This is a genomic window from Bacillus sp. FJAT-45350 (genome assembly GCF_002335805.1).
Lineage (GTDB): Bacteria > Bacillota > Bacilli > Bacillales > NISU01 > FJAT-45350.
Genome location: NZ_NISU01000002.1, coordinates 172589 through 190491 on the forward strand (window position 1 = coordinate 172589; position 17903 = coordinate 190491).

20 protein-coding genes are annotated in these 17903 nt (G+C 36.6%); 15 read left to right on the forward strand and 5 right to left on the reverse strand.

Annotation, left to right across the window (positions count from 1 at the left end):
- Nucleotides 1-85: 85 nt before the first annotated feature.
- From sufB to CD003_RS17425, 6 genes are all read left to right on the forward strand, one after another.
- The gene (gene sufB, locus CD003_RS17400) at nt 86-1483 is read left to right on the forward strand and encodes a Fe-S cluster assembly protein SufB (protein ID WP_096202520.1); all 1398 of its coding nucleotides are present in this window, start codon (nt 86-88) and stop codon (nt 1481-1483) included.
- Between the two features lie 82 nt (nt 1484-1565).
- Nucleotides 1566-2414: a DUF72 domain-containing protein gene (locus tag CD003_RS17405; protein ID WP_096202836.1), complete on the forward strand. Its 849-nt coding sequence runs from the start codon at nt 1566-1568 to the stop codon at nt 2412-2414.
- Between the two features lie 154 nt (nt 2415-2568).
- Nucleotides 2569-3390, forward strand: coding sequence for a sulfite exporter TauE/SafE family protein (locus CD003_RS17410; RefSeq protein WP_096202521.1), 822 nt, complete (start codon nt 2569-2571; stop codon nt 3388-3390).
- An 87-nt stretch (nt 3391-3477) separates the two neighbouring features.
- On the forward strand, nt 3478-4869 hold the full coding sequence (locus tag CD003_RS17415; RefSeq protein WP_096202522.1) for a bifunctional metallophosphatase/5'-nucleotidase: 1392 nt from the start codon (nt 3478-3480) through the stop codon (nt 4867-4869).
- Between the two features lie 95 nt (nt 4870-4964).
- The gene (locus CD003_RS17420) at nt 4965-5270 is read left to right on the forward strand and encodes a YunC family protein (RefSeq protein ID WP_096202523.1); all 306 of its coding nucleotides are present in this window, start codon (nt 4965-4967) and stop codon (nt 5268-5270) included.
- 236 nt (nt 5271-5506) lie between these two features.
- On the forward strand, nt 5507-6595 hold the full coding sequence (locus CD003_RS17425; RefSeq protein WP_096202524.1) for an HD-GYP domain-containing protein: 1089 nt from the start codon (nt 5507-5509) through the stop codon (nt 6593-6595).
- Nucleotides 6596-6648: 53 nt separating this feature from the next.
- On the opposite strand, the gene CD003_RS17430 is transcribed toward CD003_RS17425, so the two are convergent.
- A complete protein-coding gene (locus tag CD003_RS17430) occupies nt 6649-6984 on the reverse strand; it encodes a YckD family protein (protein WP_179295607.1) in 336 nt (111 codons plus the stop codon).
- Between the two features lie 148 nt (nt 6985-7132).
- On the opposite strand from CD003_RS17430, the gene CD003_RS17435 reads away from it, so the two are divergent.
- From CD003_RS17435 to CD003_RS21555, 5 genes are all read left to right on the forward strand, one after another.
- Entirely contained in the window at nt 7133-8089 is a 957-nt protein-coding gene (locus CD003_RS17435; RefSeq protein ID WP_096202526.1) for a thymidylate synthase, read from the forward strand.
- A 32-nt stretch (nt 8090-8121) separates the two neighbouring features.
- A complete protein-coding gene (locus tag CD003_RS17440) occupies nt 8122-8610 on the forward strand; it encodes a dihydrofolate reductase (protein WP_096202527.1) in 489 nt (162 codons plus the stop codon).
- A gap of 59 nt (nt 8611-8669) precedes the next feature.
- Nucleotides 8670-9470 (forward strand): sporulation protein YunB, encoded by an 801-nt coding sequence (yunB, locus tag CD003_RS17445; RefSeq protein ID WP_096202528.1) that lies wholly within the window; start codon nt 8670-8672, stop codon nt 9468-9470.
- A 346-nt stretch (nt 9471-9816) separates the two neighbouring features.
- Nucleotides 9817-11334: a sodium-dependent transporter gene (locus CD003_RS17450; protein ID WP_096202529.1), complete on the forward strand. Its 1518-nt coding sequence runs from the start codon at nt 9817-9819 to the stop codon at nt 11332-11334.
- Nucleotides 11334-11441: a methionine/alanine import family NSS transporter small subunit gene (locus tag CD003_RS21555; protein ID WP_142302891.1), complete on the forward strand. Its 108-nt coding sequence runs from the start codon at nt 11334-11336 to the stop codon at nt 11439-11441. The genes CD003_RS17450 and CD003_RS21555 overlap by 1 nt, the downstream gene beginning before the upstream one ends.
- A 115-nt stretch (nt 11442-11556) precedes the next feature.
- Here the strand turns inward: CD003_RS21555 and CD003_RS17455 are convergent, their stop codons facing one another.
- Nucleotides 11557-12558, reverse strand: a complete 1002-nt coding sequence (locus CD003_RS17455; RefSeq protein WP_096202837.1) for a M23 family metallopeptidase — start codon at nt 12556-12558, stop codon at nt 11557-11559.
- A 269-nt stretch (nt 12559-12827) separates the two neighbouring features.
- Here CD003_RS17455 and lipA point away from each other — a divergent pair, with 269 nt between their 5' ends.
- Nucleotides 12828-13733, forward strand: a complete 906-nt coding sequence (lipA, locus tag CD003_RS17460; protein WP_096202530.1) for a lipoyl synthase — start codon at nt 12828-12830, stop codon at nt 13731-13733.
- 47 nt (nt 13734-13780) lie between these two features.
- Here the strand turns inward: lipA and CD003_RS17465 are convergent, their stop codons facing one another.
- The gene (locus CD003_RS17465) at nt 13781-14407 is read right to left on the reverse strand and encodes a YhcN/YlaJ family sporulation lipoprotein (protein WP_096202531.1); all 627 of its coding nucleotides are present in this window, start codon (nt 14405-14407) and stop codon (nt 13781-13783) included.
- 250 nt (nt 14408-14657) lie between these two features.
- Here CD003_RS17465 and CD003_RS17470 point away from each other — a divergent pair, with 250 nt between their 5' ends.
- Nucleotides 14658-14954, forward strand: coding sequence for a YutD family protein (locus CD003_RS17470; protein WP_096202532.1), 297 nt, complete (start codon nt 14658-14660; stop codon nt 14952-14954).
- A 123-nt stretch (nt 14955-15077) separates the two neighbouring features.
- On the opposite strand, the gene CD003_RS17475 is transcribed toward CD003_RS17470, so the two are convergent.
- Complete coding sequence (locus CD003_RS17475; RefSeq protein ID WP_096202533.1) at nt 15078-15344, reverse strand: DUF3055 domain-containing protein; 267 nt, start codon at nt 15342-15344, stop codon at nt 15078-15080.
- 23 nt (nt 15345-15367) lie between these two features.
- A complete protein-coding gene (glpX, locus tag CD003_RS17480; protein WP_096202534.1) occupies nt 15368-16339 on the reverse strand; it encodes a class II fructose-bisphosphatase in 972 nt (323 codons plus the stop codon).
- 243 nt (nt 16340-16582) lie between these two features.
- On the opposite strand from glpX, the gene CD003_RS17485 reads away from it, so the two are divergent.
- Complete coding sequence (locus CD003_RS17485) at nt 16583-17032, forward strand: DUF86 domain-containing protein (RefSeq protein WP_096202535.1); 450 nt, start codon at nt 16583-16585, stop codon at nt 17030-17032.
- A 138-nt stretch (nt 17033-17170) separates the two neighbouring features.
- Nucleotides 17171-17812 carry a helix-turn-helix transcriptional regulator gene (locus CD003_RS17490; RefSeq protein WP_096202536.1) on the forward strand — a complete coding sequence of 214 codons (642 nt, stop codon included), beginning with the start codon at nt 17171-17173 and terminating at the stop codon, nt 17810-17812.
- Nucleotides 17813-17903 lie beyond the last annotated feature (91 nt).

Sequence of the window (17903 nt, forward strand, 5' to 3'; positions counted from 1 at the left end):
CAAAACACAGTAGTGGCTCCGCACATTGCTTTTAAGAAAAAACGTTATTCGTTTTTCTTATACACTCTTTTAGGAGGTTTTTTACATGGCGAAGAAAATGCCAGATATCGGGGAATATAAATATGGTTTCTCGGATAAGGACGTGTCAATTTTCCGTTCGAAAAAAGGTCTAACTCCGGAAATCGTTACTGAAATTTCTAATATGAAAAAAGAGCCAAAGTGGATGTTAGATTTTCGTCTAAAATCACTGGAGCTTTTTTATCAAATGCCTATGCCACAATGGGGTGGCGATTTATCAGAGCTACACTTTGATGAAATAACGTACTATGTAAAGCCGTCAGAGAAATCTGAGAAATCTTGGGATGAAGTACCTGAAGAAATTAAAAATACGTTTGATAAGCTAGGGATTCCTGAAGCTGAGCAAAAATATCTTGCTGGGGTTTCAGCACAGTATGAATCAGAGGTTGTATATCACAACATGCAAGAAGACCTTGAAGAGCAAGGAATCTTGTTTATGGATACTGATTCAGCTCTTAGAGAGCACGAAGAACTTTTCAAAGAGCACTTCGGTTCAGTAATTCCTCCATCAGATAATAAGTTTGCTGCATTAAATTCAGCAGTATGGTCAGGTGGATCGTTCATTTATATGCCTAAAGGTATAAAGACTGAACAGCCATTACAGGCTTACTTCCGTATCAACTCAGAGAACATGGGTCAATTTGAGCGTACGTTGATTATTGCTGATGAAGATAGCCATGTTCACTATGTTGAGGGCTGTACAGCACCTGTATATTCAACGAATTCACTTCATAGTGCGGTTGTTGAAATCATCGTAAAGAAAAATGCGTATTGCCGTTATACAACAATTCAAAACTGGGCGCCAAATATCTTCAACCTAGTTACGAAGCGTACAGTTTGTGATGCTGGTGCGACGATGGAATGGGTTGATGGTAACATTGGTTCTAAGTTAACGATGAAATACCCAGCTGTTATAATGCGTGGTGAAGGAGCAAAAGGAACTATTCTTTCTATCGCAATTGCTGGTAAAGGGCAGCACCAAGATGCTGGTGCTAAGGTTCATCATCTTGCGCCAAATTGTTCATCAACAATTATTTCTAAATCGATTTCAAAACATGGTGGTAAAGTAACATATCGTGGAGTTTGCCACTTCGGTCGTAAATCAGAAGGTTCAAAATCTAAAATTGAGTGTGACACACTAATTATGGATAATGAGTCAACATCTGATACAATTCCGTACAATGAAATCTTAAATAACAATATTACTCTTGAGCATGAGGCGACAGTGTCAAAAGTGTCTGAAGACCAACTTTTCTATCTCATGAGTCGTGGAATTTCAGAAGAAGAAGCAACTGAAATGATCGTAATGGGCTTCATCGAGCCATTCACGAAAGAGTTGCCAATGGAATATGCTGTTGAAATGAACCGTCTTATCAAGTTCGAAATGGAAGGCTCTATCGGGTAATGACAAAAAATCCAACCGCCACGTGTGGTTGGATTTTTTTGTCTCTGATATTCAATTCATTTCTCGATAGGAGTTGATTTGTATTATTTACATTGGTTTAGCTGGATGGGGAGATCATGATGACCTCTATCAAGGTAGTACAAAGAGTAATGAGAAACTAATTATTTATAGCGGTCATTTTCCTGTTGTTGAGATAGATTCCTCATTTTATGGAATTCAGCCAAAGAAAAATTACGAAAAATGGGTTAAAGATACCCCAGATGATTTTCGCTTCGTTGTTAAGGCATTTCAAGGTATTACAGGTCATAGCAGAGGTGAACTGCCCTTTAAATCAAGGGATGTTATGTATGAGTTGTTTATAGAATCCTTAGAGCCTCTTATAACTAGTAATAAATTGGCTATGGTTCTTTGTCAGTTTCCTCCTTGGTTTCATTGTTCGAAAGAAAATGTGCAAGCTTTGCGATATTGTAAAAGGAAATTTGGAGAAATACCCGTTTCTCTGGAGTTTCGTCATCAATCATGGTTTTCACTGCAGTATCGTCAGAAAACGCTGCAGTTCATGAGAGATGAAGGATGGATTCATAGTATATGTGATGAGCCACAGGCAGGTGTTGGTTCAATTCCTGTTGTACTAGAGAATACTGATTCTAAAAAGACACTGATTCGTTTCCACGGGAGGAATACGAAAGGCTGGAATGATCCAGGTGACGGGAACTGGAGAGACGTTCGATACTTGTATACTTATTCAAAAGAGGAATTACTAGAATGGAAAGAGAATATCCTTCAATTAAAGGAATCAACAGAAGAACTATATATCATTTTTAATAATAACTCAGGTGGCGACGCGGCCCAAAACGGTAAAGACTTAATTGATTTATTAAACATCGAATACACAGGCCTAGCACCTCGACAATTGGGACTGTTTGAATGATAATAAGGGAAGAGCAGATTTTGAATTATGAAGGATGAGTTATGATTTATCAGTTGAATAATCAGAATTAGCATGGTTGTTTTAGGTTTTTGTTTTTACATTCATAATTCATAAACCAGAACTCATAATTGTACTAAGAGAGAGTTGGTTTATCATGGAATGGGTTTTGTTAGTTGTTATAGGTTTGATTGCAGGTACGCTTGGAAGTTTAATGGGACTTGGTGGTGGAATTATTATTGTTCCTGCCTTAATGGTCCTTAGCAGTTATACAGTAATATTGATGGGGATTACTCCTCAGGTGGCAGTAGGAACATCACTAGTCATTATGATTTTTACAGGATTATCTTCCACGTTGGCGTATATTAAACAACAGAAGGTTGATTATAAAAGTGGTGCAATTTTCTTTGCGGGAAGTGGACCTGGGGCATTATTTGGTGTATGGCTTAATAGAGATATAGAAGTACAAAGCTTTCTTATTTATTTTGGAATTTTTATTATATTTGTCTCATTTGTTTTAATGATTAGAAAGTACTTGAAGCCATTGAAATTACGTCCAAAAGGAATACGTCGCTCTTATGTGAATGATGAAGGAATAACGATAGAATACGGGTTTCAACCTGCGTTAGCCATAATGATTGCTTTCTTTGTTGGCATGTTCTCCGGTCTATTTGGAATTGGCGGAGGTTCCTTAATGGTTCCTGCGATGATTTTATTATTTGGATTTCCAGCTCATACAGCAGTTGCAACTTCAATGTTTATGATTTTTTTATCTGCAATTGTAAGTTCCATTTCTCATATAAGCCTAGGGAATGTCAATTGGTTATATGCTCTAGCCCTAATACCTGGAGCTTGGTTTGGTGGAAAACTTGGTGCAACAATAAATCAACGCCTAAAAAGCGACACTGTCGTAAATATACTTCGAATTTTTTTAATTATCATAGGTATTCGATTGATTTGGCAGGGAATAGCTGGATAACAGCATTCCTTGTTTTTTCGTACCATTTATATTTATCATAAAAAGATATATTAGTCTGAGTGTTACCTGAAAAAAAGAGGTGAAGTGATGTCATTATCGACCTTTCATATTTATCATACAAATGATTTACATAGCCATTTTGAACAATGGCCTTACATAGCTTCATATTTAAAGGAAAAGCGAAAAGAACTCCATGACCGTTCAGAGGATGTTCTTCTCTTTGATATTGGTGATCATGCAGATAGATGTCATCCGCTTACAGATGCTTCGCTAGGGAAAGCCAATGTAACACTACTAAATGAAGTTGGCTACGATAATGTAACAATTGGTAATAATGAAGGGATTACGTTTGCTAAGGAAGATTTAAGTGATTTATACAGTGATGCAAACTTCCAGGTGCTTGTTTCAAATTTATATGACGAACAAGGACGAACTCCTCGTTGGACAAAGGAATTTGATATACATAAGTTGAGGAATGGGGTAAAGGTTGGGGTAATAGGTGTAACTGTTCCGTTCTATCCTTTTTACACTAAGCTAGGTTGGACGATTAAAGATCCATTAAAAGTATTACCTCCATTAGTAGAGAAAGTACGAAGAGAGGCAGATTTTGTAGTTCTTCTAAGTCATTTAGGAATTTATCAGGACGAGCTTATTGCAGAGGGGATTGAAGGAATTGATGTCATTTTAGGAGGACATCTTCATCATGTCTTAGAAGAGGGACGTGTTGTGAACAATACTCTAATTGGTCAAGCAGGTAAGTTTGGAGAGTATGTCGGTCATCTTGAAATTACTTATGACGAAAAGGAAAAATCAATTGTTGAGTACGGTATTGGTGTAATAGAGATGAAAGATATAGAGCCTTCAGCAGAAACGATTGAATTACTAGCAGAGGTTAATCAAATCAAAGAGAAAATAATGAGTGAAACTATTGTAAATTTAAAAGCGCCATTAACTTTAGAGTGGTTTGATACATCTGATGCTGTGGAGCTATTAGCGGAAGGTTTAAAGGAATGGTGTCAAACAGATTTGAGTATGGTTAATGCAGGTGTTCTCCTTGAGGAATTGCCTGTAGGTCCTGTGACGAAAGGAGATGTACATCGAATTTGTCCACATCCTATTAATCCGTGTGTTGTTACACTTTCAGGAAAGAGGTTAAAAGAAACAATCCATCATGCCTTTACTGAACGAATGAAAAAGCTTGAATTACGTGGCTATGGCTTTAGAGGAAAAGTATTAGGGCAGATGGTCTTTTCAGGTATTGATGTTAAAGTTAAGAAATTAAAAGATGGATTAGACCATGTAACTGAAATAAAGGTATTGGGAGAGCCACTATCTTTGGAAAAAGAGTATCGTTTCGCGACTCTTGATATGTTCACCTTTGGAAAGCTATACCCAGCAATTGCTGCAGCAGAAGACAAGGAATTTTTCATGCCAGAAATGCTGAGGGACATCCTTACATGGAAGCTGAAAAAGCTTTAGGCATAGGCATTGGACTAAGCTTTGCACTTTTTATTAGGTAGCCTCATAAAGTAATCATGAGAAAGGATAAACGCCTGATAAAAGGAGTGGATAACATGTTAGAGATGACACCAATTATCATTGAGGGTAAGCCATTTACGGCAGTTACATTAAAGCTACCAAAAACAAACTTTATGGCAGTGACGAATGATGTAGGATACATTATGTGTGGTGCTCTTGACGTAGCTTTGTTAAATGAAAAGCTAAAAGAAAGAAAGATCGTTGCTGGAAGAGCAGTTGGTGTACGTACAATTGACCAACTCCTTGATGCTCCATTAGAGTCAGTTACTCTTGAAGCAGAAGAGTTAGGAATTAAAGTTGGTATGAAAGGGAAAGACGCTTTATTAAAAATGGAGTATTAAATTTCTAGGAAGCTTTTTAGAGTAAGTAGTTAACTTTTTGAATCAAAAGCCTAATGAACTATATGTGATTTTATCCGTATAGTTCATTAGGCTTTATTCATTTCCTAATTAAGTAAACATAATATGGACTTTTTGAGATTTTTTCATATAGTTAACATAAACCATGTTAACAAACTTTAACACTAATGGTACTCTAAGTATAACATGGGGAATGTCTAATAGTTAGGAGAACATTTATGAGACTAGTGGCAACAAAATCAGTCAAGGAAAATACAAAGCTAGCGAAACCAATTTTTAATGAGAACGGGCAAATTCTGTTACATGAAGGAGTCCCTTTAACATCTAGGATGATCCAACGACTCATAAATATAGGCATAACCTTTATTTACATAGAGGATGAATTAACTCGAGATATTGTAATGAAAGAGGTTGTTTCTGAACAGACGAAGATGAAAGCTCTTACTACGATTAAAGAAGAGTTCACATCGATTTCTGAAGACTTACTGTCTAAGAAAAGCTTTAATCGAGATCATTTGAGTAAGAATTTTTCCGGAGTAGTTCGCGCTATATTAGATGATATAAAAAATAATCAAGAAGCCCTTGCGATGCTTACTGATGTTTATGTGTATGATTCTTATATTTTTACCCATTCTATGAATGTAACTATTTATTCTTTAGGACTTGCTATGCAGTTGAAGATGACTGATAAACAGCTTATGGAAATTGGTATTGGTGCGATGCTTCATGACGTTGGCAAAATGGCAATACCTGCGGAAATTTTAAATAAACCTGGCAGACTTAATGATGAAGAATTTGCTATTGTCAAAAGACATGCAAGAGAAGGATATGAGCTATTAAAGGATTTACCTAACATCTCATTACTAACAGCACATTGTGCATTGCAGCATCACGAAAGGTTAGATGGATCAGGGTATCCACAGCAGCTTATAGGGGATAAAATCCATACATATGCAAAGATTATTGGAATTGCAGACGTATTTGATGCAGTTACTTCCAGTCGAGTTTACCGAGGAGCGATGCTACCACATGAAGGGTTAGAGCTATTATATGCTGGCGCAGGAAAGTTGTATGATAATGCATTGATCGAAGCATTTCGTCGTACTGTAGCTGTATATCCTGTGGGTGTAACGGTAGGGTTAAGTGATGGAAAAGAAGGTATAGTTGTAAAACAAAATAATCAGCTTAGTACCCGTCCAGTCATTCGGATTCTGTCTGAAAATGGTACACCTCTAGACAAGCCATATGATGTAGACTTAATGAAACAGATGAATGTAACGATTACAGAATGTGAAGCGATTTTGTAAAATAAACACCCCAAGGAGGAAATGCCTTGGGGTGTATTTAAATTATGAGGACTTTATTCTTCTTCACTATGTCCCTTCTTATGCTTATTCCATTTTGGAATATATCCGTTTTCCTTTAATTTGCTATGATGACTTTCAAAGTGCTCAATTATCTTTTTACCCTTTTCATCAGTAAAGACTCCGAACTCAACATATTTCCCAATGACTTCTTTTTGTTTTACTAAAATACCTTCATATAATACTGATAATTCCTGCTGTTGTTTCTTTGTCAATAGAATTTCAGATACCTCTTGGTCCGGAACCGCTTCTTCTGCGTGAATTTGATGACCTACTAATGGACCTACTAATAAAACACTTGCAGCTACAAAGCTTAAACAGAACTTTTTCAACAATAGTCACTCCCTATGTAAGTTTCTACTTCTATCGTGTGTAATATTTCTGCTTTTATCCTTAGAATATTGTACGTTTTAAGATTTGTCCTGTTTGATAGAAGTGGTACAATAGTTTAATGAAAAGTAGATGAAAGGAAGTTTATATATGAGCTTGAATGAGCAGGAGTATTTAAATTTATGTCAGACGATTTTTGAAAAAGGAGCTAAAAAAGGGGATCGAACAGGTACAGGTACGGTTTCTATATTTGGACACCAAATGAAATTTGATTTAAATGAAGGCTTTCCTTTATTAACGACAAAACGTGTTCCTTTTAGATTAGTTGTCAGTGAGCTATTATGGTTTATTAAAGGTGATACAAACATACGTTATCTATTAAAGCATAATAATAATATATGGAATGAGTGGGCTTTTGAGCGGTGGACGAAAAGTGAAGAGTATTCAGGTCCAAATATGGAAGAATTCGGGATTCGTTGTCAACAAGATGAAGATTTTAACAAAGTGTATCAGGATGAAATGGACAAGTTCAAGGAAAAAATACTAAATGATGATGATTTTGCAAAGAAATACGGCGACTTAGGCAATGTTTATGGGAAGCAGTGGAGAGAATGGCGTACAACTACAGATGAGACAATAGATCAGCTAAAAGACGTGATCGATATGATAAAAACAAACCCTAATTCTAGACGTTTATTAGTATCAGCATGGAATCCAGAGGATGTACCCAATATGGCATTACCTCCTTGTCATACGATGTTCCAGTTTTATGTCGCAGATGGAAAATTGTCGTGCCAGCTTTATCAGCGAAGTGCGGATGTGTTCCTAGGTGTTCCATTTAATATAGCAAGCTATGCGCTATTGACTCATCTAATTGCACATGAATGTGGTTTAGGAGTAGGAGAGTTTGTTCATACATTAGGTGACGCACATATTTATTTAAATCATCAAGAGCAAGTAGAAACACAGCTGGAAAGAGATGTACGTGCATTACCAACAATCAAAATAAATTCAGAGCTTGGCTCAGTTTTTGATGCTGAAATGGATGACATTGAGTTAATTGGGTACGATCCCCACCCTTCAATAAAAGCCCCAATAGCAGTTTAAATATTAAAATTCTGAACGAACGGAGTGTTCTAATGATTTCATTTATTGTTGCCATGGATACGAACCGCGTCATTGGAAAAGATAATGATTTGCCTTGGAAATTGCCAGCAGACTTAGCATATTTTAAAAAGGTGACGATGGGAAACCCGATTTTGATGGGCAGAAAAACACATGAATCAATTGGTCGACCACTACCAGGTAGGGATAATATTATTATTACTAGAAACGAGAATTACGAAGCAGAAGGCTGTATCGTTGTTCATTCAACAGAAGAAATAAAGAAGCTTGAACAAGAGAGAAGTGATGAGATATTTGTTATTGGTGGGGCAGAAATTTTTAAAGAGACTCTCCCAATTGCAGACAAATTATATATCACTCTAATTCATGAAGAGTTTGATGGAGATACATTCTTCCCCGAGATAGATATGAAGCAATGGAAGCTAATTTCATCAGAAAAAGGAATTGTAGATGAAAAAAATATACATGAGCACGAATTCTTAATTTATGAGAGAAAATCGTAAATAGCAGGTCAACCCTGTCCCCCGCATGCATAGGTATAGTGCAAAGGGGGTTTTTTACTATGCGCAGCAGATGGAACAGACCTAGACCCCGCAAAGGCCCACTGCCTTTTCGGTATGTGTTGCTATTATCGTTTGTTATTTTTATTGTTTTGACCGTGCAAGGTTTCTGGCTTGTGGAAAAGGGGATTAGACCGACCTTAATCCATATTGCTAAAACAGAAACTCAAAAAATCGGTACACAGGCAATAAATGATGCAATTTCAAAAAAGATTGTCGAACAGATTGATATGGAAGAATTAATTATTGTAGATAAGGATAACAACGGTGATATTACATCTGTCAGTTTTAACACGCAAATTTATAACCGGGTAACATCAGAAGCAACACTAAGGGTACAAAAGTATTTAAAAATGGTAGAGCAAGGTCAAATTGAAGATTTGGGAGTACCTGATGGAGTTGAAGTAGAGTGGAATGAACAATCGTTCTCGCAAAACGGAATTATTCATACGATCCCTCTAGGTCAAGCTACAAACAATGCCCTTCTCGCTCATTTAGGTCCACAAGTACCAGTACGTTTTACAGCGATTGGAGATGTAAAGGCACAAATGAGTGAAAGAATTGAGTCTACAGGCATTAATAACACGTACATACGTGTCTCTGTTGACATCCAAGTCGATGTAAAAGTCGTTATACCATTTGCGACAGATACGGAAGTGGTTGCTACATCAATTCCAGTTGGCATTATGTTCGTTCAAGGAAAAGTTCCTGAATTTTATAATTCTGGTGGTGGAGAAATGCCAGCTCCAGCGATTATAAGGGAATCAGATATACGAGAGGTAATTGAAAACAATCAAAATTAATTTTGTTAGTAAGATAGGTGTCCTAAAAGTTATTAGCTTTAGGGGCACCTATTTCTATTAGAAATGTTCCATCAACTTTTCGAGAAAATTCGTCAAAAAATTCAAAAAATCCTTTGACAAACTAAAAGCCCGTAATTATAATAAAATAATGAATTGTCAGAAAATAAAAAGACGGTTCAAGAAGGGAATGCCTCATTTTATTAATTTTATGCGTTAAAGTGAATAGGTATTTTCTTTTACTATAATAAATGTTTAGACAAGAATAATATTTTTATATATAATAATGTTTAAATATTTAGAATATAATGTATTGTCAAACAAAACACTTTAGAAAGGGGTAGAGAAAATGAATTATCGTGAACAATGGGGCACACGTGCTGGTTTCATACTAGCTGCAATTGGTTCTGCTGTAGGGTTAGGTAATATTTGGCGTTTCCCTTATGTGGCCTATGAAAATGGAGGAGGAGCCTTTTTACTACCGTATTTATTTGCACTTTTAACTGCTGGTATTCCGCTATTAATAATGGAGTTTACAATGGGTCACAAGTATCGCGGCTCAGCCCCACTATCATATGCACGCATGAATAAGAAAACTGAATGGATTGGTTGGTGGCAAGTAGCTATATCCTTTGTCATTGCAACATACTATGCTGTTATCATCGCATGGGCTATGGCATATGCATACTTTGCACTAGATTTAAGATGGGGTGATGATACAGGAGGATTCCTTTTCGGAGAGCATTTACAGCTAGCTGATGCTCCAGGTCAGGTTGGAAGTCTTGTACCATCTGTATTTATTCCACTTATTCTTGTATGGGTGATTACTTTAGGTGTTTTATTTAAAGGGGTTAAGAAAGGGATTGAGGTTGCAAACCGTATCTTCATTCCGACATTAGTGGTATTATTCTTAATTATTGTTATTCGTGCTGTAACTCTTGACGGAGCAGCTTTAGGTTTAGATTCATTCTTCAAGCCAAACTGGAGTGAAATTATGACGCCTAGTGTTTGGGTAGCGGCTTATGGGCAAGTATTCTTCAGTTTATCAATTGCCTTTGCTATTATGATTACGTACTCAAGCTATCTTGGTAAAAAATCAGATATTACAAACAACGCTTTCATTACAGGTTTTGGTAACTCTAGTTTTGAAATGCTAGCAGGTATTGGTGTATTTGCTGCGTTAGGTTTCATGGCTACACAAGCAGGAGTAGGGGTAGATGAAGTTGCTGCTGCAGGTATTGGTTTAGCTTTCGTGGTGTTCCCACAAATTATAAATGAGTTCCCTGCATTAAATGGATTATTTGGATTCTTATTCTTTGCAAGTTTGGTATTAGCAGGTCTATCATCTTTAATTTCAATCGTACAAACGTATGTAGCTGGGATTCAAGATAAGTTTAAAGTATCACGTACAAAAGCAGTTATGTATGGTGGTGGACTATCTGCATTAATTTCAATCTTATATGCTACACAAGGTGGATTATACTTCTTAGACGCAGCTGACTATTTCATTAACACATTTGGTATCGCTCTTTCTGGTTTAATCAGTGTTATTGCAATTGCTTGGTTTGCGAAGAAGCTTCCTGATTTACAAAGTCATGCAAACTCAGTATCAGATATTGTATTAGGACAATGGTGGAAAATCTGCTTAGGTATTATTACACCTGTTGTACTTGGATACATGGCTATCCAAAACTTAATTGGAAACTTCCAAGAGAATTATGAAGGTTATCCAACATCGTTCTTACTATATTCTGGATGGGGCGTTGCTATTGGTGCAATTGTAATTGGATTTATTTTTGCGTCACTTAAATGGGGTAAAAACGACCTAGAGGTTCCTACAACAACTGACAAAGGAGCTGATCAATAATGAGTGCAAGTGCAATCGTTATGATGATTATTGGATTAGGAATTATTTGGGGTGGATTAACATTAAGTATCCTTCATGCTGTGAAAGTAGCGAAACAAAGTAAATAATATGTAGAAATTGCGTCAAGGTTTGATAAACCTTGACGCAATTTTTGTTTAGGAAACTGTACTTTAATGTGGATAAATGAAAGCATATTCAACAAATTCCACTTGCATGCTTTCCTTATTTTTTCTTTGCTGCTCGCTCTTGTCGTTCCCAACGTTTTAATGATGGGTATGGGTCAAAGGACCATTCTGTATAACCATTGTCACGGTACATACCGTAATGTAAATGTGGTGGGAATTTCCCTTGTGTACCAGGCTTTCCATAACCACTACTTCCTACATAGCCAATTACATCTCCTGGCTTAACAACGGTACCAGTATCAATTCCTTTTTCAAATCCACTTAGATGAGCGTAATAATGATAGACATTGTTTAGATCACGTACACCAACGCGCCATCCACCGTATCGATTCCAACCTTTTAGTTCTACGATACCATACGTAGTTGATTTAACAGGAACGTTATAATTAGCGAAAATGTCCGTACCTTCATGGATGCGTCGTCCACCCCAGCCACGCTTATCACCCCATGTATTTTTGTAGCTATAGTTGTGGTGAAGTGGCATTGGAAACGCATTTTTGTTTAAGTCTAATGTGTCAAAGGTTTCGAATATTTTCGAATGACCGTGTATAATGTTTACAGTTTGTTCCCGGTGATAGTATTCCCACAAGGCAATGCGAAAGTCTTGTTCCTCAAAACCATATTTCTCAATATGTCGAGCAAATGTGAAGAGAATATCTTCATCATCTGTACGGCTTGCAATTCCATCACCATTTCCGTCGAGACCGATTCCACCAAAAAGAGAAATAGAGAAAGGATCATCATCTTCTAAATTAGGATTAAGTGGTCCAACCCAGTGCTGTGGCGCAAAGTATATGCCAATGATACCTTCTTCTTCCGGTCTATCCTTTCTTGCTCTACGCAAGCCTCTTTCGTAATAATCAACAGCAGCAAGGTATTGCCACGGTACATTTGTGACAGTTTCTACTTTTTTATAAAGTGCCATTCTTTTTTCAAGCTTTTCTTCGTACGATAGTTCTTCGTTAGCGTAAATATTTGTTTCTGTTACTGTAGGTATAACCATGAAAAAAACAATGAAAATGATGGCAACCTTTTTCATCATTGTTAAAAGCTCCTTTCTCACTTACTGTTAGAATTAGTTTGATTCTATTTGTTCAAAATAATAGTAGGTAAATGGTGGTAAAATTCCTGTGAGATTTGGAACTTGTCCAATGCCGTGTTACATTATAGGTTGAAAGGTTTCTATTCCTTTTAAGTATGTTAGTCGACAAATACAATTAATCATGAGATGATAATATTAAAATAATAGTTAAGCACTATAGGCTACATAAAGAGCTATTGGCCAAATTTATAATTGGAGTGAAAAAAATGGCAAAGAAAGAAGAACATATTCGAAAACCAGATTGGCTAAAAATTAAATTAACAACGAATGAAACATATACAGGCTTAAAAAAAATGATGCGAGAAAAAAATCTTCATACAGTGTGTGAAGAAGCTAGATGTCCAAATATCCATGAATGTTGGGCAGAAAGAAAAACAGCTACTTTTATGATTCTTGGAGATGTTTGTACTCGTGCTTGTCGTTTTTGTGCGGTAAAAACAGGACTACCTACTGAACTAGATACTAAAGAGCCTGAACGAGTTGCTGAATCAGTTGAGTTAATGGGTCTTAAGCATGCTGTTATCACAGCAGTTGCAAGAGATGATTTAAAAGATGGTGGAGCTACTATTTTTGCAGAAACAGTACGTGCTGTTCGTAAAAAAAGTCCTTTCTGTACAATTGAAGTATTACCTTCTGATATGATGGGTTCTCTAGATAGCTTAAGAACATTAATGGACTCTAAGCCTAATATTCTGAATCATAATATTGAAACAGTGCGTCGCTTGACTCCAAGGGTGCGAGCGCGTGCAACATATGACCGTTCATTAGAGTTTTTACGTCGTGCTAAGGAATTACAACCACAAATCCCAACCAAGTCAAGTTTAATGATTGGTATAGGCGAGACATGGGACGAAATTCTTGAGGTAATGGATGATTTACGTGCAAATAATGTAGATATTATGACAATAGGTCAATACTTACAGCCGTCAAGAAAGCATCTAAAGGTTGAAAAGTACTATTCACCTGATGAATTTGCAGAGCTTAAAGAAATCGCCTTATCAAAAGGATTCAATCACTGTGAAGCTGGTCCATTAGTACGTTCTTCGTATCATGCTGATGAGCAAGTAAACGAAGCACAAGTGAGAGAAGAAGCAAAAAAAGCTGTAGAATAGATGGAAATAAGGGTGTGCCACTTCTAAGGCACACCCTTATTATGCTATTAACGCATATTTGTATCGTCATTCCTTAAATTTGTTTCATTATCATATTGCTGTGCTTGCCCGTGCCCTTGAGGATATGATCTCATTTCCTCTATTGTTAGGCTCATAATTTCATCTACATCAGGGCTACTTGTACTTAAAGACCCAAAACGTTGAATGTCATTGAACATACGTGGATTATCTGCAACGTACACGTCATAAAAGCGTGGGATAATCGATTCTGCTGTTAAACGCACTTGATTTGCAACAGCTTCACGATCTTCTGAATCCGTTGTGTACGCTATAAGTACATACTTATCAGAAACAAGTGTCCCTGCTTCCTCAACTTCAGGTAAGTAAACTGCCATTTCACTTATTGCATCAGCAAGTAATGCACGATCATAATAAGCTACTCGTGGGTTACGGTTCTGTTGTCTTACCTGTGCTTCATGATGTCGAACATAACCAAATTTAGTTCGGTCAACATCTTCACGATTAATTTTTTCAGTTTGTGAATGGTGGTACCGTACGTCTGTTTCCGCTTCACCAAGTGCTGTAGGAGATTCATTACCCATCATTTGACCGCAACCAGTAGTAAGAGACAATGTACAAAGACCAACAAACGCCGTAAGTATCAATTTTTTCATAAAACATATACCTCCCTTTATTGAATAGAGTGACCGAAAAATACCGTTTTATCCGAAGTGGAGGGTAGTAAAAATTGCAAATGTAGAATTACAAATGGCAAATTTAATTAAAGTACAAATGCAAAAAAAGTAATTTAGCTTTCCAATTCGCAATTCGCAATTCATAATTTGTAATTGCAATTTAATTGCTCTCATGTTGTTTTTCAAAATTTGTGGTAAAATTATGTTTGAAGGTGAGGTGTAACTCAAAATGGTTCGAGTTCAAGGTGTTCAATTTGAAGTAGTTGAGGATGTTAAAGAGGCTTGGAATGAAGAAGAGTTTAAAGCGAGATATAGTGAAGTATTAAATAAATATGATTATATTGTTGGAGATTGGGGTTACGAACAGCTTCGACTTCGGGGCTTTTTTGAAGATCATAATCGTAAATCCACCTTTGATACAAAAATTAGTACATTACCAGAATATTTGTATGAATATTGTAATTTTGGTTGTGCGTATTTTGTACTGAAGAAGCAAAAAGAAAGTAAACCTAAGAAAACAGAATAATTTCTTAGATAGACAAGCAATCAAGTCAAACATATAAAAAAATCCACGATGACATGTCATCGTGGATTTTGTATACGGTTTGAATAAGAGCTAAAAGTAAACATCAACTATTGGTCCTAGTCGTTATACTACCTCATATAAAAACTCACGTAGGTCATTCGCTTCTTCTTCTGTGATGTTGTAAGCATGTTCTAGATAGCCTGGCTCTTCAAGGTCATCTCTACCGATGATAGCGAAACGATTTGAAAGCATATCTAGTACTAAGTGTTTTCCATAATGTTTTGATGTTGTTGTAATCGCTAAATCAAAGCGCTGATTTTCCCCCATGAAGCTGACGAATCTAGTTTTTGTATCTTCCTGCTCGTTATATAGGTAAAAGCGTTCAGTCATTGTAAGTTACCCCTTTCGATTGTTTATTCATTCATCATTATATGTGGTTTGTTATCAAGACGATGGTGTGCTTTGATGAAACGGACTGTCCCTGTTTTTGCACGCATGACAATGGAATCAGTTTCTGCGATGTCACCACCTAAAAAGCGTACACCCTCTAATAATTCACCAGATGAAACTCCTGTAGCTGCAAAAATAGCATCATCGCCACGTACTAAATCATCAATTGTTAGGATTTGATGAGGGTCTTCTAACCCCATCTTTTGACAACGCGCATATTCCTCATCATTCATCGGTACAAGTCGTGCCTGCATGTCTCCACCTAGAGCTTTAAGTGCCGCTGCTGAAATAACGCCCTCAGGAGCTCCGCCAGTTCCAACAAATAAATCAATTCCCGTATGAGGTAAAGCTGTTGCAATAGAAGCACCTACATCACCATCACCAAATAGCTTAACACGTGCTCCTTTATTTCTAACACGTTCAATCAGTTCGGCATGGCGTTCTCTTTCTTGAATAATAACAGTAACATCACGTACTCGTTTGTCCGTCATTTTTGCTACAATATCGATTGTTTTTTCAATCGGATCATCAATTCGAACTAGACCAGCTGCTTTAGGTCCTACAGCGATTTTTTCCATATACATATCAGGTGCATGAAGCAATGTGCCTTTATCAGCAACAGCGATAACAGCCATTGCATTAGGGTGCCCCTTTGCTACAATATTTGTACCTTCTAGAGGGTCAACTGCAATATCTACCTCTGGACCTAGTCCACTTCCAACCTCTTCTCCTATATATAGCATTGGAGCCTCATCTAATTCCCCTTCACCAATCACAACTGTTCCTTTACAGTTTACAGAGTCAAACATTTTTCTCATCGCAGTAGTTGCTGCATCATCTGCCTCGTTCTTTAATCCACGTCCTAACCATTGAGAGCAAGCCAGTGCAGCAGCTTCAGTAACTCGGACTATTTCTAGTGCTAATTCACGATCCAAACCCTTCTCCTCCAGTTCTATCTTCATTTACAATTATTCAAGTAGAAAAGATAACCCCTGAACATTAGGAGCTATAATAATGGTGTTTTCCAACCATTCACTTAGTATAATCAACCTAATCATATCAAAATAGAGAATAAGAAGAAAATATTTTATTATAATTGAGCCACTATTTTTATAACAAAATAGCGTTTATGCTATACTAATTGAAGATAACTAATGAAGTATGATGGGGGATTGAATATGTACTTTGTCGATAGAGAGAAGATTCAGCAAACATTAACGTATATGGAACAGTGTATCGATCTATTTGAGTCTCAAGAGAAATGGGAACTTCCAATTGAACAATTAGGGTTGGAACGGATTGCTCATTCTTTTATTGAGGCGGTTATTGATGTAGGGAACAGTATGATTGATGGCTTTATTATGAGAGATCCAGGCGGATATGAAGATATTGTAGATATATTAGAGGATGAAAAGGTATTATCATCGGGGCAAGCAGGCTCGATAAAAAATGTAGTGCGCTACCGTAAACCACTTGTTCAGTCATATATCGCGATAAATCACGAGGAACTACTTGATGTAATTCAAAAGAATTTAGAGGCATTAAAGAAATTTCCGCATTCAGTCCGAACGTATTTAGAGGTAGAATTAGGACCTGTATCAGCTTTTTTACCAGAAGAAAATAAATAACTCTTTGAAAAAATCCATACCAAAAGGTGTGGTTTTTTCCTTTTAACAAAGGGTGTACAAACATTTCTATACATTTTTGTTTAAAAATTTACTTATGTCGCAAAATCGTCTACAATAGTAGTAAGGCGGTGAGAGATAATGAGTAAACAAGTCACCTCGACAAAGGAACAAATACTTGATTTATTAAAAAAGCATCAACAATTAACCGTAGCTGATTTAGCGATTCATTTAGGAATTACTGAAATGGCTGTTCGACGTCATTTAAATACTCTTGAACGTGATAATCTGATTCAGACGAACCTGGTCCGCCAAGCGATGGGAAGACCGACAAATATGTACTCTTTAACCTTAACAGGACAGGAGAACTTTCCTCGAAATTACGCGATGCTCACAATAGATTTCCTTCAAGATATTGAGGAACTTAGTGGAAAAAAAGTTATTAAAGAACTTTTTGAGCGTCGGAAAGAACGAATGAGAGAAACATACCAGGAAGTTCTTGATAAAAAAACATTTGAAGAAAAAATTAAAGCACTTGCTGACATACAAAATAAAAATGGGTATATGGTTGAATGGGAAAAAAGTGATGATGAAACTTTTATCTTTAAAGAATACAATTGTCCCATTTCACAAATTGCGAAAGAATATCCTGTTGCATGTGAATGCGAACAAGGTCTCTTTAAAGAACTATTAGAAACAGAAGATATTGAATGTGAGGCATGTATGGCAACAGAAGAAGTCCCACATTGTTACTATAAAATTAAAAAGCCAGCTGAAGATTAGAAGCTACACAATTTGTGGAAGCTTCTTTTTTTAATGGGTAATGGTTAATTTTCAATGGTTAATGATTAATGGTTAATGGAATTAAGGGCTT

What these genes read in the sequence shown, in the direction of transcription:
- CD003_RS17465 (WP_096202531.1), bottom strand. Translation starts at nt 14,407, where the DNA reads ATGAAAAAATTGATACTTACGGCGTTTGTTGGTCTTTGTACATTGTCT.
- CD003_RS17435 (WP_096202526.1), top strand. Translation starts at nt 7,133, where the DNA reads ATGAGCTTGAATGAGCAGGAGTATTTAAATTTATGTCAGACGATTTTT.
- CD003_RS17475 (WP_096202533.1), bottom strand. Translation starts at nt 15,344, where the DNA reads ATGACTGAACGCTTTTACCTATATAACGAGCAGGAAGATACAAAAACT.
- CD003_RS17440 (WP_096202527.1), top strand. Translation starts at nt 8,122, where the DNA reads ATGATTTCATTTATTGTTGCCATGGATACGAACCGCGTCATTGGAAAA.
- CD003_RS17450 (WP_096202529.1), top strand. Translation starts at nt 9,817, where the DNA reads ATGAATTATCGTGAACAATGGGGCACACGTGCTGGTTTCATACTAGCT.
- yunB (WP_096202528.1), top strand. Translation starts at nt 8,670, where the DNA reads ATGCGCAGCAGATGGAACAGACCTAGACCCCGCAAAGGCCCACTGCCT.
- CD003_RS17485 (WP_096202535.1), top strand. Translation starts at nt 16,583, where the DNA reads ATGTACTTTGTCGATAGAGAGAAGATTCAGCAAACATTAACGTATATG.
- CD003_RS17490 (WP_096202536.1), top strand. Translation starts at nt 17,171, where the DNA reads ATGAGTAAACAAGTCACCTCGACAAAGGAACAAATACTTGATTTATTA.
- CD003_RS21555 (WP_142302891.1), top strand. Translation starts at nt 11,334, where the DNA reads ATGAGTGCAAGTGCAATCGTTATGATGATTATTGGATTAGGAATTATT.
- sufB (WP_096202520.1), top strand. Translation starts at nt 86, where the DNA reads ATGGCGAAGAAAATGCCAGATATCGGGGAATATAAATATGGTTTCTCG.
- CD003_RS17420 (WP_096202523.1), top strand. Translation starts at nt 4,965, where the DNA reads ATGTTAGAGATGACACCAATTATCATTGAGGGTAAGCCATTTACGGCA.
- CD003_RS17470 (WP_096202532.1), top strand. Translation starts at nt 14,658, where the DNA reads ATGGTTCGAGTTCAAGGTGTTCAATTTGAAGTAGTTGAGGATGTTAAA.
- CD003_RS17410 (WP_096202521.1), top strand. Translation starts at nt 2,569, where the DNA reads ATGGAATGGGTTTTGTTAGTTGTTATAGGTTTGATTGCAGGTACGCTT.
- CD003_RS17455 (WP_096202837.1), bottom strand. Translation starts at nt 12,558, where the DNA reads ATGAAAAAGGTTGCCATCATTTTCATTGTTTTTTTCATGGTTATACCT.
- lipA (WP_096202530.1), top strand. Translation starts at nt 12,828, where the DNA reads ATGGCAAAGAAAGAAGAACATATTCGAAAACCAGATTGGCTAAAAATT.
- CD003_RS17425 (WP_096202524.1), top strand. Translation starts at nt 5,507, where the DNA reads ATGAGACTAGTGGCAACAAAATCAGTCAAGGAAAATACAAAGCTAGCG.
- CD003_RS17415 (WP_096202522.1), top strand. Translation starts at nt 3,478, where the DNA reads ATGTCATTATCGACCTTTCATATTTATCATACAAATGATTTACATAGC.